Genomic DNA, 14,909 nt, shown 5'->3' on the forward strand with positions numbered 1-14,909 from the left:
GTTTCTCTTTTAAGAGACAATTCATCTTTTATTTTAACTTTTTTGGAAAGTGTAATGTAAACCTGGTGCCTTGATTGATTTTACTCTCGACATGAATACTGCCGCCGTGCGCTTCTACGATGGCCTTTACGATAGCCAAACCGATTCCGGCACCGCCTGTTTTGCGATTCCGCGATTTATCTCCACGATAGAAACGCTCGAAAATATGTGGCAGCTCATCGGACGCTATGCCCGAACCCGTATCCGAAACGGTTACGTTCACTTGATCTGCAGCTTCAAAAATTCTAACATAAATTGAACCTTCGCCAGTAAATTTATAAGCGTTATTCAACAGGTTCACAAAAACTTGAATCAGTCGTCCAGCATCGCCGGTGATAACAACAGGAGTTTCTTCCTGAATGATGAGATCGATCGGTTTCTCGCTGAACTGAGCTTTTACCGTTTTTTCGGATTCTCTGATTACCTCAAGCAGTCTAACCGGTTCTTGTTTTAGCTTGAGCATCGGATTTTCGACCGCTGACAAGTTCTCCAAATCATGAATAAGCTTTACTAACCGGATAACTTGCCCATGACAAACCTCCAATTTATCGGGCGTTGCTTCCCATACACCATCTTGAAAAGCTTCAATATGGCTTTGGATCGTGGCCAGCGGTGTGCGTAATTCATGGGCGATATCGGCCGTTAAATTTTTGCGCAACTGATCTTGTTGCTCCAGTGCATCCGCTAGATGGTTTAAAGCGAGTCCCACCTCCTCGATTTCCGTTTGACGATGCGCCAGTACAACACGGGAAGACAAGTTCCCTTCCTTCATTTGAGTAGCTATTTGTTTAATGCGTAATAAAGGCCTGCTTAGGCTATTTGACATAATTACGCTAAATATCGTTACACCGGCAATGGCTAAAATAAACGCCACCCAAAGTAACGTGTTAAACAGGTTCAAAAACTGTCGGTTTTGTATTTCAAAATTGCTTGCAAGTCCCTCAATTTCGATCCTGCCAATCTTCACATGATTCTTTGTAATCTCTCGCGTTATTACTTTCGTATTTATAGTACCTTTTTCAGTCAGTGTAGAGGCATGCATCATTCTCCCCATGGATTTCGTATCCCAGATCAAATTGCCTCCGGCGTTATAAATGCTCACGTTATAGTTCCGGAGCATAGCTTGATGGGAGATAGACATTAAAGAATCCTCAGACCATCCCCTTGAACTTTCATCATAGGATCCTTCCAAATCTTCAACAATCGTATCTGCCTCTGCCTGCTGCTGGGTTTGCGTATACCTTCCAAATGAGAAAGACATGACGAGATAAACGATGACCATGATGAGCAGCAGTGAACCGAGGCTTACGCCTAGATGCGAAATTAACAGTCTTTTACGCAGTCCTCCGCTATTCATCGGGTACCCCCTGAAATTTATAACCCACCCCATAGACCGTAATAATAAACGATGGATTTTTCGGATCATCACCGATTTTTTGGCGGATGTTCTTGATATGGACATCGATCGTGCGTTCCATGCCTTCAAAATCATCACCTTGGATCAGATTAACCAGTTCGAAACGGGTAAATGCTCTTTTAGGATGTTTGGCTAAAGTTTCAAGCAATTTGAATTCAATGGGGGTAAGCTGGACGGTTTCGCCTTTAACTATTACTTCATGCCGTTCTGAATCGATGGAGAGGCGGTTCCCACCGAAAGAAATCTTTTTTTCCTGAGTCGTATATCCGGCGGACTTCGATCTTCTTAGCAAGCTGATCACTCTGGCCATCAGTTCCCGAGGGCTGAACGGCTTGACAAGATAGTCATCAGCTCCTATCAATAGACCGTGAACAAGGTCATCTTCACTGCTTTTTGCGGTCAACATGAGGATAGGTATATCCGATTTCTTTCGAATCGTTTTGCAGACATCCTCACCCGAAAGGTCCGGAAGCATTAAGTCCAAGATGACTAAGTCAGGCTGGAGATTTTCAAAAAGCCGAAGCGCCCCATACCCCGAATCTGTTTCGTAAACCAGATAATCCTGTTTCTCCAGGTAGGCTTTAATGACGTGTAGAAGGCTTGGCTCATCATCGATAATTAAAATTTTTGTCCGTTCCATACAAATCCTTTCATTAAATAAGACAAGACCTCACGTAACTCGCGAGGCCTGTCTAAATTCGTGATTAGAAGTTCATCATATTGCTGCCCATCTGAGTATTGTTCATCATACCTTTCGCACCTGAGCCACTGCCACCATGACAGCTATTATACATCTCCCGAATTTGTTCCTCGGAAAGATCCGGGTGCATTTGTTTTGCATGCGGCAACATTTGTTCAAAGGTGCTTTGGTTATTTACTTTACCACTGTCTTCGGTACCGTTTTCGGCTGTAGCCGCGTAGGCACCTGCCGTTCCAATTCCCATAACCAAAGCCATCGTTGCGATTCCAATCCATAGTTTTTTCATTAGTATCTCCTCCTTTTGAATATAATATAAACGATAAATATGAAGAACTAATTTATACATTGTGAAGAAGTTATAAAGATCAAACCATTGTATTTAAGGTTAGACTTCTGACGATTGTAGAAAACAACTGCTCGTTTTGTTCAATAGCGAGTCCCGCTTTTTCCACATTTTCCATCGTTCTTCGATTGATGTTCGCCCCAGACAACCTCACAGTGATTGGATTAAGCAGATCCATGATTTTTCCCACAACCGGGTTATCGCTACGCATATGCTCCAATAAACGAATTTGTCCTTCCGGCTTACATACACGAGCCATTTCTTTCATCCCTTGTATAGGGTCTGGAACAGAGCAAAACACGCAGGTAGCTATTACATAATCAAAGGTATGGTCCGCAAAATCCATGTGCTCTGCATCCATTTCAATCAAATCTACCTTCATGCCGAGTTCTTCAGCGCTTAGCTTGGCGTAATTCAGCATACTGGGACTAAAATCTATTCCCGTTAATGAAACGGAAGAAGGATAGTAGGGAAGATTAGCTCCCGTACCAATGCCAACCTCCAGAATATTGCCGCTTAATCCTGATAATAAGCTGCTTCTCCAAGTTTTCATCATTTTACTGTCCATTTTGTGGAACAGAGGGGCTACGCGATTGTATCGCCTTTTTATTTTTTCGGTTTGGACCTTATTCAATTTTTTCACCTCGGATTTGAACTTAGGGAACCGATAGGAGTTAAGGTTTGTTTCTTTGCGTGAACCAATATACGATACCAATGATCGTCGCTATCACAATCATCGATAAGCAAGCCTGCCCGATGGAAAGCCCCATCTGAGTAAATGACATGCCACGAAATGAGAAAGCCGATACGATTAAACATGCCAGCCCCATAGTTATGAGAACAATGACTATAACCCAATCCGCCTTCTTCATATTCGTTCCTCCTGGTGTTCAGGCACAAAGCGGATCTCAAACCTAGTTCCGTGGCCTAACTTACTAAAGACCTTGAGTTCCCCGCCTTGCAGCTCCACCAACTTTTTAGCGATTGGCAAACCGAGCCCTGTACCACCATATTGCCGTGAGCGGGACTTCTCCACACGATAAAAACGGTCAAAGATGTACGGAATCTCATCCTCAGGGATACCCATACCGGTATCTTCCACTGCTATATAAATAAAGGAGCGGTTTTGGTCCAGTTCAACGACGATGCTGCCCTTCTCCGTATAGCGTACAGCATTTTCCAACAAGTTAAGAAGAACCTGCTCCGTTCTCAAACCGTCACCGTAAATCAATGGAATGTTGCTGTTGATCTTCGTTTGGAGAGATAAGTTCTTCTCGCCGGCTTTAAGCTTAATTTTTTGAACCGCGTTATCCGTAATTTCCGCTAAGTCAATCCACTCCAGCGACAGGCTGACTTTTCCTTCTTCCATCTTAGCCAAATCGAATAGATCATCAACGAGGTGCTGTAAACGCATGGCCTCTTCATGAATAATATCTAAATATTTATCCTTCTCCTCCTCTGTTTCATATAGACGCTTCTTGAGGACTTGTGCATATCCTTCCAAGTACGTGATCGGAGTTCGCAGCTCATGAGATATATTCGCAAAAAATTCCTGCCGGGTATCCCTATATCGCTGTAGCTCGATGGCCAGATGATTGATGGAATCCGCCAAAACACCAATTTCATCATCTCGCTGAATCGTTAATCGAGTTTCCAGCTCACCCGCGGCAATTTTCCGGGTTGCCGCTTGCATTTGCAGCATGGGTCGGGATAGGATTTTGGCGATGATCCAGGTGATTCCCAGTGCCAGTAGAAATGCCCCTAGGCCTGACAGTACCAATACGCTACGAACGGCCGTGATGGATTCATCCATATGCCCGGTTGAAGAAAGGACATAAACCGCGGCTTTAATATTTACCCCCGTGGCATCCAATACGGGTCTGGCCGCCACGAAGTAACGTTCTCCATTAGCATCGGTATGTTCAAGCTTTACGGCTTTCCCGGTAAAAAGAAGCTTCAGGTCCTTGGGTTTAATGAATGTTCGGTCCGATATTTCATAGGTTCCGGAATTTGCCAATATGTCTCCTTGTTCAGAAACAAATAAAATACTGACGTTTGAAAAATCGGCAAACTTGAGCAGCGTCTCTTCGGACAACATCTCAGGCGATTGGCTCATCGCTGTGAAGTGAGTCGTGAGTTCATTTACCTCTGTTCTCATTTCCGAGTTATAGAAATTCGTGAACATTCGATCAATCGTCAATCCTAAAGAGAGAATCACGACAACAAAAGCGACGAGAATCATCAAACCAAGCCTGAAGCCAATTTTATTCCTTCTCATTGGAAGTACCCGCTCCGTTGAACTTATACCCTACTCCCCACACCGTTTGAATCGGATTATAGCCAAGCCCTGCCTTTTGAGTCTTTTCCCGAATATTTTTGATATGAGTATCTACGACGCGAACTTCTCCCTCGTATTCGTCTCCCCAGATTAGATTCACCAACTCTTCGCGGCTGAACGCACGTTGTTCGCTTTTCGCGAGCGAGATGAATAAATCAAACTCTTTCTGTGTGAATTCAACGGAATGGTCATGGATAATAACTTCTCTACCTTCCGGTAATATTCTCAGATGGGGAAACTCTAACGCAGCCTCTTGCCGCCTGATGGATTGTGTAATCGCCGAACGGCGGATTAAGGAATAGACCCGGGCAAGCAATTCCTCAGGTTCAAATGGCTTGGTCAAATAATCGTCCGCGCCGATGCCAAGCCCGTACACTTTATCTTTCGTCTCCGAACGCGCGGTGAGCATCAAAATAGCTACATGATCCTTCTCCCGGATCTTTTTGCATACTTGCCACCCGTCCATATCCGGCAGCATAAGGTCCAGCAGAATAATGTCGAAATGATGGTTAGCCGCCATTTCCAAGGCTTCATTGCCGTTTGTAGCTTCCTTGACCTCGAACCCTTCTCGCGTTAAATAAATCCGCAAGAGATTGCGCATATTCCATTCATCATCTACAACAAGAACCTGTAGTTTTGGCACGCCGCCACCCGCCTTTACCGATTGACTCATTTTTACATAGTGATTACCTTTGTCTCTTGGTTGCGCTTAAAGAAGAAATACACCATCAAGGCCATAGAGATCAGGAAGATACTCATACTGGTCCATTGTCCGGCAGTCCAATCCAAGGCGTACCGTGGTGAATCCCCACGAAGGAATTCCAAAGAAAACCGGACCAGTGCATACATCATATTATAACTTAAAAACAGCACCCCTACGGGAAGCTTGATATTCTTCATGGCTATGAGAACTCCAAATACGATCAAATCGAGCTGACCCTCCCAAACTTCGGCCGGCCATAGCGGAACGGAACCATACCGTTCAAAAGCGATGGTACCTTCAGGGTAAACAACCCCAAAGCCTGTCCCAGTCGGAGCTCCAAACGCATCACCATTTAGGAAGCAGGCAATCCGGCCTACGGCCTGACCTAATATGATGGCAGGAGCCACAATATCGGCGAGTTCCCAAAACGAAATTTTATTTTTCCAGGTATAAACAGCCGTTGTCAGGAATCCGCCAACCAATGCTCCCTGTATGGCGATTCCGCCATTCCAGATGGCAAAAATCTCAGATAAATGGTTCGAGTAGTATCCCCATTGAAAAAAGAACACATGCCATATTCTGGCTCCTAGAATGGCACCAAGAAGTACATAGAACACCAGATTAAAGATATGTTTTTGATATTGCGTCCCTCTAGCTAAATAATACGCCATGCCCACGGCAAGCAATACAGCCAAACCCACTACGACGCCATAGGATCTAAGGGAGAATCCCCCGATTTCAAATAAAATTACTCTCACGTCACTATCCCCTTATTATTATGGAGTAACACTAATTCCATTTGGCGTTGTGCCTACTTTAATCGTTGTAATCACTTTATTGGTTTCATTGTCGATCACGGTTACAGTGTTATCGAACATGTTTGTCACATATATTTTACTGTTATCCGGGCTCACTACCACGCCATGCGCCCCTTTGCCCGTCTCGATCGTGGCAATGACCTGATTTGTAGCCAGGTCAATTTTCGAGATACTATTTGATGGATTTTGTTCGGTACCTTGATTCGCAATAATCGCATACTTGTTGTCGGATGGAATATACACCTGCGCAGGACCGTTACCGACAGGTACTTTGATCATTTTCTCGGTAGCTAAGTCCACAATTACGGCTGCATTCTCTGCGTTTAAAGGAACGACCAGGGTTTTACCGTCACTCGTTACGCCAGTCGTTACAGGCGTGCTACCGACCTTGATCTTTTTCTCCTCAACCATGGTCTGCAAGTTCAACACACTAACGGTGTCTTCGCTCATATTTGCCACATAGGCAAATTTACTGTCCGCCGACACTCTAAAACCATGAGGGCCTTTTCCTGCTGGAATCGTTCCCACCGTTTGAAACGTCTTGGCATCCAGTACCGTTACATTATTTCCTTCATTATTGGTAACCAGAACATTTTTCCCATCCATCGTAAAAACGAGATGAGCCGGGTGGATACCTACTTCGACTTTCTTGACGAGTTCGTCTGAAACCGTGTCATAAAAATTGGCATAACCGCTCATTTCATGATCGCCATCTTCGCCATGTCCGCCCTCTTGATCTTCCGCCTCCGACATTCCTTCCATGTCCGACATTGATGGAACAACCGTAGCTCCTACCAATTTCCCGTCGGGAGAGACCTGGACATTATGAACGGCCCCTTCAACCTTAATGGTCTGCAGGACTTGATTTGAAGTTGCATCTATCTTAGTAACACTTCCCCCTTCATCGGCAGTGTAAAAAAACGCCGGCGCAACATTTTGTGAAATTGGGGCTTCAGCTTTGTTTTCAGAGTTATTCGTGGTTTGATTTGGTTGTGCAGCATTGTTATTCTGTTGTGCAGCATTGTTATTCTGTTGTGCAGCATTGTTATTCTGTTGTGCAGTACCACAGGCAGTAATACCAATGGCTAAAACCGCTACAGAGAGCGTTATCATCCAGTTTCTTTTCATGTTATTTATCCCCCTAAATTTATTTATTCTCATTTTTATATTTATCCCCAAAAAATATAGTGAGCGTGCTCACTATATTTCTCGATTCAGTTACTCACTCCAGGATAAAGAAACCGTTTCTCCATTGGGTCCGTCAATTTTCATTTCGACCTGAGAGGCTTGCTCTGTTTTTGGAAACCAGGCCAAATAAAAAGGATGGTGTGAGTCGTTGCTTACGGAAACCAACCGAGAAGGAGACACATATTTACCATTTAAGCCTTGCAGGCTAATCCTCTGCTCATTTAACAAATCAGAAATATCGCCAGAATGAGCAGCTAATGAAATTCCATAGATATCATTTTGTTGAAAATCCTCCGCTTTGATATCCGTAAAATTCGGATCATTCCCAAGGTCAGTTGCCTTTAACCTTTGCACCATGATTTGAGCCGAGCCAAGCGTTCCCTCCTGAACGGATGGATCCGGACTAATGTCAGGGGCGGTTACGTTCGAAGCTTGGACAGGAACAATGATATCTTCCAGCGATATTTCATGCGGTTCGGAACCTACCGGAATTATGGCTACGACCTTTCTGTCTTCTCGGTTGATCTTTACGATATCGTTCGATTGCCGATTTGAGACAAAAGCCCATACCCCATCAGGTGAAAAGCCTACGTGATTTGCATAGGAACCCGTTGAAATCGTCGCTAAAACACGAAAGTTGTCCGTATTGATCACTGTGACATCGTTCGATTTGTTATTGCTGACCCACAATTCTTTTCCGTCTGGGGAGACAGTTACCCCATGAGGAGCCTCTCCCGCTTCAATATCCTTGATCACTTGCATGGTTTTCATATCGATGACAGACACCGTATTCGACTCTACATTGGCAGCAAAAGCATATCGCGAATCCGGCATAACCGCCACCTCGTTAGGTACTTTCCCGACAGCGATGGTTTTGACGACTTTTGCCGTTGTTGCGTCTACGATGGAAATCGTATCATCATTCACATTCGCTGTCCAAACTTGGGAACCATCCGCAGTAACTGCCACATGCGCCGGGCCTTCTCCCGTCTCAACCATGGATTTTAGATTGAGATTCGCCGTATCCACAATGGCTAATTTCCCGCCCGTTTTACCAAGCCCCGGATTAAGGGATACGTATAAGTTTTGACCGTCCGGGCTTATATCGATGCCATGAACGCCTTCGTCAAAAGCAAGTTCCTTTATTTTCTTTTTGGTTTTCGTATCGATCGCTATCAGCGTTTTGCCGTCAAAGCCGGTGCCGACGTAAAGTACTTTTTGGTCTAAGCTTAGTGCAATACCATGGGAAGCTTGGTCTGTTCCCAGTTTAATCGTGTCCACTGCTTTTCCTTGTTCATAATCAACAACGGAGATGGTTCCGTCTCCAGCGTTTGGTACATAAAAAACTGAAGCAGGAGCTGCTTTCCCTTCTGGCTGTTTTACGAAAAGCCAAGTACCGGCAACGAGCAAAAGGAAAAGCAAAACTCCCCCCCATCGATAGATATTTTTCATGAACTCATCCACTCCATGTTCTCGTCATTGGGTTTGTTAGTGTCGTTTCTTACTCATCATCGGCATCAAAACCAGGTGTGACAATGGGCAAATCAGCAGAAGCAGGAATGGAATAATGTTTCCCGTTGAGCCTGTTATTCCGTTAAAAAGTAGCATTGCAGCGAATAGAACGATCGGCAAAACACAGCACAAGATCATCATCCAATTATGTTTTTTGGAATGGCCGGAATGCTCCCCGCCAGCATGATTATTTCCGTCATGGTTGTGATTACCACAGCAACTCATGTTAGTTCCTCCTTTGTTAATTTGAATTTCGGATTGGTTTACCGGGATAATTTTTGAATTTCTTGCTTCATTTGCTCATTTTGCGCTTTTAGTTCGTCAAGCTGTACTTGCATCGCACGGTCATTTGAATGCTCCGAATGAGAGCCGTGTCCATGACCATGCCCCTTCATTCCAAACATCATAAACACCATCATTAACGGACAAGCCAACAATAGCAGCCAAGACCAATCCATTTGTATTCCTCCTTTATCATTTCAATAACTTGATATGTTCATTGTAAAGAGTGATTGTGTAGAAACCGTGTGGAAAGCGTGCAATTTCTATGGACTTATAAAAAAACACGACCCGATATTATGGTCGTGGTAAGGCGTGGACGGTACTGTATCCAAACTAGGCATGTCAATAATTCAGCCCCTTCGATCCTTTCTTTGGCGAATGTTTAAATATCCGACTTCCTAGATCTGAACTTTCCGGGTATAAAGAGAATGAAAAAGAATGAAAATAGTAGCAATATTGAAATACCCGTCTTGACGCGTTGGTCTTCAATCATCTTAAACCCATAGCCAGCCATAGACTCTAAAAGAATGGACGGGGCTTTTCCGATGCCTGTAGCGAGGAGATAGATCGGGATACGTACTTGTGCTATTACACTCATGACTGTAACCAGGGCGGACGGCATATATGGAATGATTCTGGCGATCAAAACCGTGAGAAACTGCCTAAGAGTACTCATCCGTTGTATACGATGGAACCACAATCTTCTGTTCTTTGAAAGATACTTCTCCTCTAGTTTGAGTGCCCCTTTTCGGTATAACATATAGGAAACAATCGCACCGGCCATTTCACCGAGCCAGGATACGAAAAAACCTGGGATTCCCCCAAACACTAACACATTGGCCATCGTGAGAAAAACGGAAGGAATTACCCCTAAGATGCTGATGACCACATTGAGGACGATGCTAAGGACGTACGATCCTATCCCCCAGCCTGCCAACCATTCTGCAACATCTTCTGCCTGTAACATTGCCGGATTCGCTCCCTAATACTAACATCATTTTTTTAATAAAAAGGCTGCATGGATCATATTAAACAATCCTATACAGCCTTTTTGCCTTTTCTTCGGGTTAGTCGTTCATCCCGGGCATATCCTCCGTATTGCCGTTCATTCCACCCATACTTCCATGATCCATCCCTGATGCCGATACAATCTCCAGCATGGTGTCGATTTGCCCCTGAGCTTCAGCAGAAATGGATGCCTGAGAGCCGGTTAGCCAGGCATGGTTATACGGTCCCTCTGTTGGAGATTTCTCATATTTGGGTTGGACAGACATCACGTAAGACATCACCGAATCCGGCATACTGTCCTTTGTTGTCCATAGAAGCGGTGCATGCTTGCCTAAGTGAGAAAAAGGCGCACCCGCAATAGCCAGTCCCGGATTTTCTGGATTTACAAACGAAAAGTTATGCCCAGGTGTTGTAATTCCCCAACCAAATCCGGTTGCTTTGTCCTTATATTGAGCAAAGGCAACAGCGTTAGCATATGGATCATCGCCAGCAATACGTACCACTTTGCCATATTGCTTTATTTGATTGGCTACATTCTGTGAAATGACAGATTCAGGCCCTAAAATATAAATATTGGCCTTTCCTCCCCGGGTTTGTAACGCTTCTTTGGTTTCCTGCGGTATCTCATCTTTCATGACATACAACAGGGGCTCAGGCATATGAGCGATCCAGTTGATGGCCGGCATTGTATACTCAAGACTTTCCATCGATCCAATGATGACGGAAGAAGGATTTTCACCCGCTACTTTAGCGTAATAAGCATCAATGGCTTTAGCCAAAGCTGCAGGATTATCGGCTGCAAGTTTGTCCGTTTTGAACCCGAGTTCCTTTGCCTGATCCTCAACTTTTTGATCAAGATCACCAACCAAGATCGCTTGAATTCCCTCGTTACTCTCCACGCCTTTCGGCTTTAATCTTTTCATCTCATTTGCAGTAGCTTCAGGAATACCATCCTGATTGACAAACAAAATCGGGCCATTGCTTGGATGATGGATCAAGTCGGCACTAACAACTGCATTCTGCCAATCATCAGCAGATGTAAGAATAATACTCCCTGGACGGTTATCATCACTGGTTGCCATCCATAACGTTCGCGATACCGACACCGCCGCTTCCACGGGATTATCCGTGTTTATCCGCGTCGTATTTTTTGAGGAAATCCATGGAGTCACGACTTTTACTTCGGAAACAGTTGTATTACTTGATGGTTGAACCGTATTCTCAGCTTTAGCAGCATTGTCGTTTCCCGAATTGGTGCAGGCCGATAAAATGAACACCGTAACTAATAAAGCTACTCCGAGTTGGACTGGTTTCTTCATAAGCGCCTCCTGTAAATTCTCATTATTTTCTAAATAGAGTTATTAGGTGATATCCATTTTAAACAAAAAGCTTGTGGAAAGTATGTGGTTTTCGTGGAGATCCCGTTTAATTATTACCTTTTCCGCTTCCAAATATTACGCCTAAACAAACCCTGAAATCCTGTGTTAGGATGACGTCAGTTTCACAAAAAAACATCAGGAGGAAATTCAGCATGAAGAAATCTTTAGCAATTTTAATGGTATCTGCTTCTCTCGTAATGAGTCCGTTTGGAGCTCCGACGACTCATGCATCAAGCGACATTCCTACACAAGCTAAAGCAACAGTAAGCAGCGTGCGGGAAAATGTTATCGCAAAAGGGATGAAATATTTAGGAACTCCTTATGAGTTCGGGTCCAGCAGAAGCAATACCAAAACCTTCGACTGTTCCGACTTTGTAAGACAAGCCTATTGGGAAGGAGCAGGAATCAGGTTGCCTTCTAATTCGAGGACTCAAGGAGCTTATATCAAGAAAAACGGCACCTATACAACAAACTGGAAGAACCTCAAGCGTGGAGACATTATGTTCTTCATGTCTTACAGAGGCAGCAAAGCTTCTGACTACCAAGGAATTAATAAAAGCACTGCCCGCATCACTCATAACGGAATTTATCTTGGAAACGGGAAAATCCTGCAAACTTATTCCAAAGAATCGGGCGGCGTTCGTATCGATAAAATTGAGGGCACTCAATGGGAAAAGCGCTTTCTGTTTGGGGGAAGTGTGTTGAAATAGCATAACAAGCCAGTGAGAAATAACTCACTGGCTCGTCCTTTCTCCAAATTTATACTTGAAATTGATTAACGGCCTTTCTCATTTTTTCGATCGTTTCCAACATTTTGGATGAAGTTTCGGATATATCCTCTGTTCTATTCACTTGTGAATGGCTCGCTTCCATGATGTGTTGGACATTTTTTACTGTCTCGTCGGCGATTGAAGATACCGTCTGAAATGAGGAGGCAATTTCTTCAGTTCCAGCAGATATTTCCTGAGTTGCCGTAGATATTTCCTGATTTTGCTTAGCTACAACTCCAGCAGAATTGACAATATTGCTGAATGCTTGTCCTGCTTTCTGTAGGACTTTTATCCCTCGATCAAGCTGCTTGAGTCCCAGCTCCACCATTTCTGCAGCGTCACTTGTCTTCGTTTGAACAGTATCAATTAAAGATTGAATTTCATGTGAAGAACGCTCAGATTGTTCAGCCAATTTTTTCACTTCATCGGCGACCACCGTAAACCCTCGGCCATTCTCTCCTGCTCGAGCTGCCTCAATGGCTGCGTTCAATGCCAATAGATGGGTTTGTGAGGAAATCTCTGTAATCATTCCTGCTATACTGCTAACATTATCAGACATCTGGTACAACTCATTAATACTATCTGCCATTAAGCGAGTCGTTTCATTAAGCTGATGGATCTCCTCAACAGCTGTTTGGATTGACTGGTTTCCCCGATCAGCATGTTCCAACATTTCACTTGAAGTTAGTGCGACAATGGAAGTTGTTTCGGCGATATGCTGAATGTTTTCTGAAATATCATCCATGGCATTAGCACTGGCATTCATTCCCTGAGCTTGCTTAAGCGCCCCTGATTCAACTTGTATGACATTTGAGTTCACATCTAGAGCCATCTCTGCAATTTGCTTCGTCTTCTCGTCAACAGATAGAGAAGAATGGTGAACACCTATAGAAACTTCTTTGACGGAATGTACCATTTCTTGAAGCCCCCGCACCATTTGATTGACGCTAATAGCTAGTCTACCTAGCTCATCTCTAGACTTAGAAACCAGAAGATCTACTCTTAAATCGCCAACTGAAACCTTCTCCATAAGATGTGTCATCTGGAGAATTGGCCGTACAAATCTGACCGATAAATAAGCAGCAACTATTAAGGAAACTAAGAGACCGATTAAGGCAAACCAAATCATACTTTTTCGAAAATTTTGGGAGGCATGCTCATACATTTCTTTCGGCATACTTACATGAAAAGCTCCAATAACATCGCCCTGCTTATTTCTTATCGGTTCATATAAAGAAAGTTCTTCTCCATTATGGGAAGAACCAAGATAGGCTTCCCCTTTCTCCAAAACCGTCTTTTGAACCTCGGTTTCAAGGGAACTCATCGATTCATTATTTGCCATGGAATCATCTGCAGTTGCAACGCTGATTTTACCTTTAAAAATGACGATACTATCTCCAGTCAGTTTATTAATGGATTCTACCGCTTGACGATTATTTTCCATTAGTGTTTCGCCCTTGTACAACTTGGTATTTTTAATTTCCCACTCCCCTGGATATTTTTCATTGAGCAATGCCTTGGCCATAGCTTCATTCGTTGCGAGTTTCTTCTCAGCAAGGTGGGTTACCTCATTTTTCATCATTACTGCCGAGTATCCCCCTAATGAAACGACAACAATTAAAATGACACTCGAAAACATGATCATCAATTTTATGGAGAGTTTCACGATAAATAGCTCCTTATACAATATTAATACATAGTTTCTATTACAAAAAATATAGGCTTACCTATTTCTAAATGTCCCTGCAATTTCTGAAATTTCATTTCTAGTTAATAATCTTCTCGGAATGAATGCCGGAACTATTTTTTTATACTCCAGATATTTTTCTCCAAATTCTTCTATCATTTGTTTTTCTTCTCTTTTGGAAAGTTTTGTATACATGACTAAAAGGATAGGCGCCATCAAAATCGTAATTATTGTTGGCCACTGCACCAGGAAGCCAATGATACTAAGCACAAAACCGCTGTACTGAGGGTGCCGTACTATTCTGTATATCCCGCTAGTGACCATCTCTCCCTTTCCGGCATGAATCCCTTTCCAACCTATCCCAATAATCAATATCCCCGCAAATATAAGTAGGTTACTGAGAGGGTGGAGAATGGAGTATAGTGTTGTTGAACCGCCAGCCAAGGCTACCCATAAATGCCCATTAAGATGAGTAAACGGATCTAGTACCGGGTATTTACTCCCCAAAGCTGAAGTTAAAATATAGATTGTTAACGGAAATCCAAACATTTCACTGAAAAGTGCAACTATAAATGCCGCGAAGGCTCCTAATGTTCTCCACTCCCTTTTCGTTTGGGGCTTATATGCCGCAAATACAAACATACCAAAAAACAGGATGTTAAATAGAACGGATCCCCAGAGACCGTACGCATTCTTATCCAAAAGATGCATAATAATCGTACCTC

General features: G+C 43.5%; 16 protein-coding genes. 1 reads left to right on the top strand and 15 read right to left on the bottom strand.

Annotated elements, in window-relative coordinates; genetic code table 11:
- Window positions 1-28 precede the first annotated feature (28 nt).
- The 13 genes from PBA01S_RS07115 to PBA01S_RS07175 form a co-directional block, all read right to left on the bottom strand.
- Complete coding sequence (locus PBA01S_RS07115) at window positions 29-1,396, bottom strand: sensor histidine kinase (RefSeq protein WP_127575660.1); 1,368 nt, start codon at window positions 1,394-1,396, stop codon at window positions 29-31.
- Window positions 1,389-2,096, bottom strand: coding sequence for a response regulator transcription factor (locus PBA01S_RS07120; protein ID WP_127575661.1), 708 nt, complete (start codon window positions 2,094-2,096; stop codon window positions 1,389-1,391). Before PBA01S_RS07120 ends, PBA01S_RS07115 begins: the two co-directional genes overlap by 8 nt.
- Window positions 2,097-2,160: 64 nt before the next feature.
- A complete protein-coding gene (locus tag PBA01S_RS07125; protein WP_240267650.1) occupies window positions 2,161-2,442 on the bottom strand; it encodes an FAD/FMN-containing dehydrogenase in 282 nt (93 codons plus the stop codon).
- Window positions 2,443-2,521: 79 nt separating this feature from the next.
- Entirely contained in the window at window positions 2,522-3,142 is a 621-nt protein-coding gene (locus PBA01S_RS07130) for a class I SAM-dependent methyltransferase (RefSeq protein ID WP_307719227.1), read from the bottom strand.
- A gap of 31 nt (window positions 3,143-3,173) precedes the next feature.
- Window positions 3,174-3,371 carry a hypothetical protein gene (locus tag PBA01S_RS22715; RefSeq protein WP_164744112.1) on the bottom strand — a complete coding sequence of 66 codons (198 nt, stop codon included), beginning with the start codon at window positions 3,369-3,371 and terminating at the stop codon, window positions 3,174-3,176.
- The gene (locus tag PBA01S_RS07135) at window positions 3,368-4,777 is read right to left on the bottom strand and encodes a sensor histidine kinase (protein WP_009224861.1); all 1,410 of its coding nucleotides are present in this window, start codon (window positions 4,775-4,777) and stop codon (window positions 3,368-3,370) included. The genes PBA01S_RS22715 and PBA01S_RS07135 overlap by 4 nt, the downstream gene beginning before the upstream one ends.
- Window positions 4,764-5,510, bottom strand: a complete 747-nt coding sequence (locus tag PBA01S_RS07140; RefSeq protein ID WP_009224860.1) for a response regulator transcription factor — start codon at window positions 5,508-5,510, stop codon at window positions 4,764-4,766. Before PBA01S_RS07140 ends, PBA01S_RS07135 begins: the two co-directional genes overlap by 14 nt.
- 2 nt (window positions 5,511-5,512) lie before the next feature.
- Complete coding sequence (gene lgt / locus PBA01S_RS07145; protein ID WP_009224859.1) at window positions 5,513-6,298, bottom strand: prolipoprotein diacylglyceryl transferase; 786 nt, start codon at window positions 6,296-6,298, stop codon at window positions 5,513-5,515.
- 18 nt (window positions 6,299-6,316) lie between these two features.
- Window positions 6,317-7,471, bottom strand: coding sequence for a YVTN family beta-propeller repeat protein (locus PBA01S_RS07150; protein ID WP_443093684.1), 1,155 nt, complete (start codon window positions 7,469-7,471; stop codon window positions 6,317-6,319).
- A 105-nt stretch (window positions 7,472-7,576) separates the two neighbouring features.
- Complete coding sequence (locus PBA01S_RS07155) at window positions 7,577-8,998, bottom strand: YncE family protein (RefSeq protein WP_127575665.1); 1,422 nt, start codon at window positions 8,996-8,998, stop codon at window positions 7,577-7,579.
- Between the two features lie 323 nt (window positions 8,999-9,321).
- Window positions 9,322-9,516, bottom strand: coding sequence for a DUF2933 domain-containing protein (locus tag PBA01S_RS07165; RefSeq protein ID WP_009224856.1), 195 nt, complete (start codon window positions 9,514-9,516; stop codon window positions 9,322-9,324).
- 206 nt (window positions 9,517-9,722) lie between these two features.
- Window positions 9,723-10,307: a TVP38/TMEM64 family protein gene (locus tag PBA01S_RS07170; protein ID WP_009224855.1), complete on the bottom strand. Its 585-nt coding sequence runs from the start codon at window positions 10,305-10,307 to the stop codon at window positions 9,723-9,725.
- A 100-nt stretch (window positions 10,308-10,407) separates the two neighbouring features.
- Window positions 10,408-11,667 (bottom strand): cell wall-binding repeat-containing protein, encoded by a 1,260-nt coding sequence (locus tag PBA01S_RS07175; protein ID WP_127575667.1) that lies wholly within the window; start codon window positions 11,665-11,667, stop codon window positions 10,408-10,410.
- Between the two features lie 212 nt (window positions 11,668-11,879).
- On the opposite strand from PBA01S_RS07175, the gene PBA01S_RS07180 reads away from it, so the two are divergent.
- Window positions 11,880-12,437: a C40 family peptidase gene (locus PBA01S_RS07180; protein ID WP_371859504.1), complete on the top strand. Its 558-nt coding sequence runs from the start codon at window positions 11,880-11,882 to the stop codon at window positions 12,435-12,437.
- 49 nt (window positions 12,438-12,486) lie between these two features.
- Here the strand turns inward: PBA01S_RS07180 and PBA01S_RS07185 are convergent, their stop codons facing one another.
- Together PBA01S_RS07185 and PBA01S_RS07190 are read right to left on the bottom strand one after the other, a co-directional pair.
- Window positions 12,487-14,163, bottom strand: coding sequence for a methyl-accepting chemotaxis protein (locus PBA01S_RS07185; RefSeq protein WP_127575668.1), 1,677 nt, complete (start codon window positions 14,161-14,163; stop codon window positions 12,487-12,489).
- Between the two features lie 57 nt (window positions 14,164-14,220).
- The gene (locus PBA01S_RS07190) at window positions 14,221-14,895 is read right to left on the bottom strand and encodes a methyltransferase family protein (protein ID WP_009224851.1); all 675 of its coding nucleotides are present in this window, start codon (window positions 14,893-14,895) and stop codon (window positions 14,221-14,223) included.
- Window positions 14,896-14,909 lie beyond the last annotated feature (14 nt).

The sequence above is a fragment of the Paenibacillus barengoltzii NBRC 101215 genome, from assembly GCF_004000745.1.
In the GTDB taxonomy this organism is placed as follows: domain Bacteria; phylum Bacillota; class Bacilli; order Paenibacillales; family Paenibacillaceae; genus Fontibacillus; species Fontibacillus barengoltzii.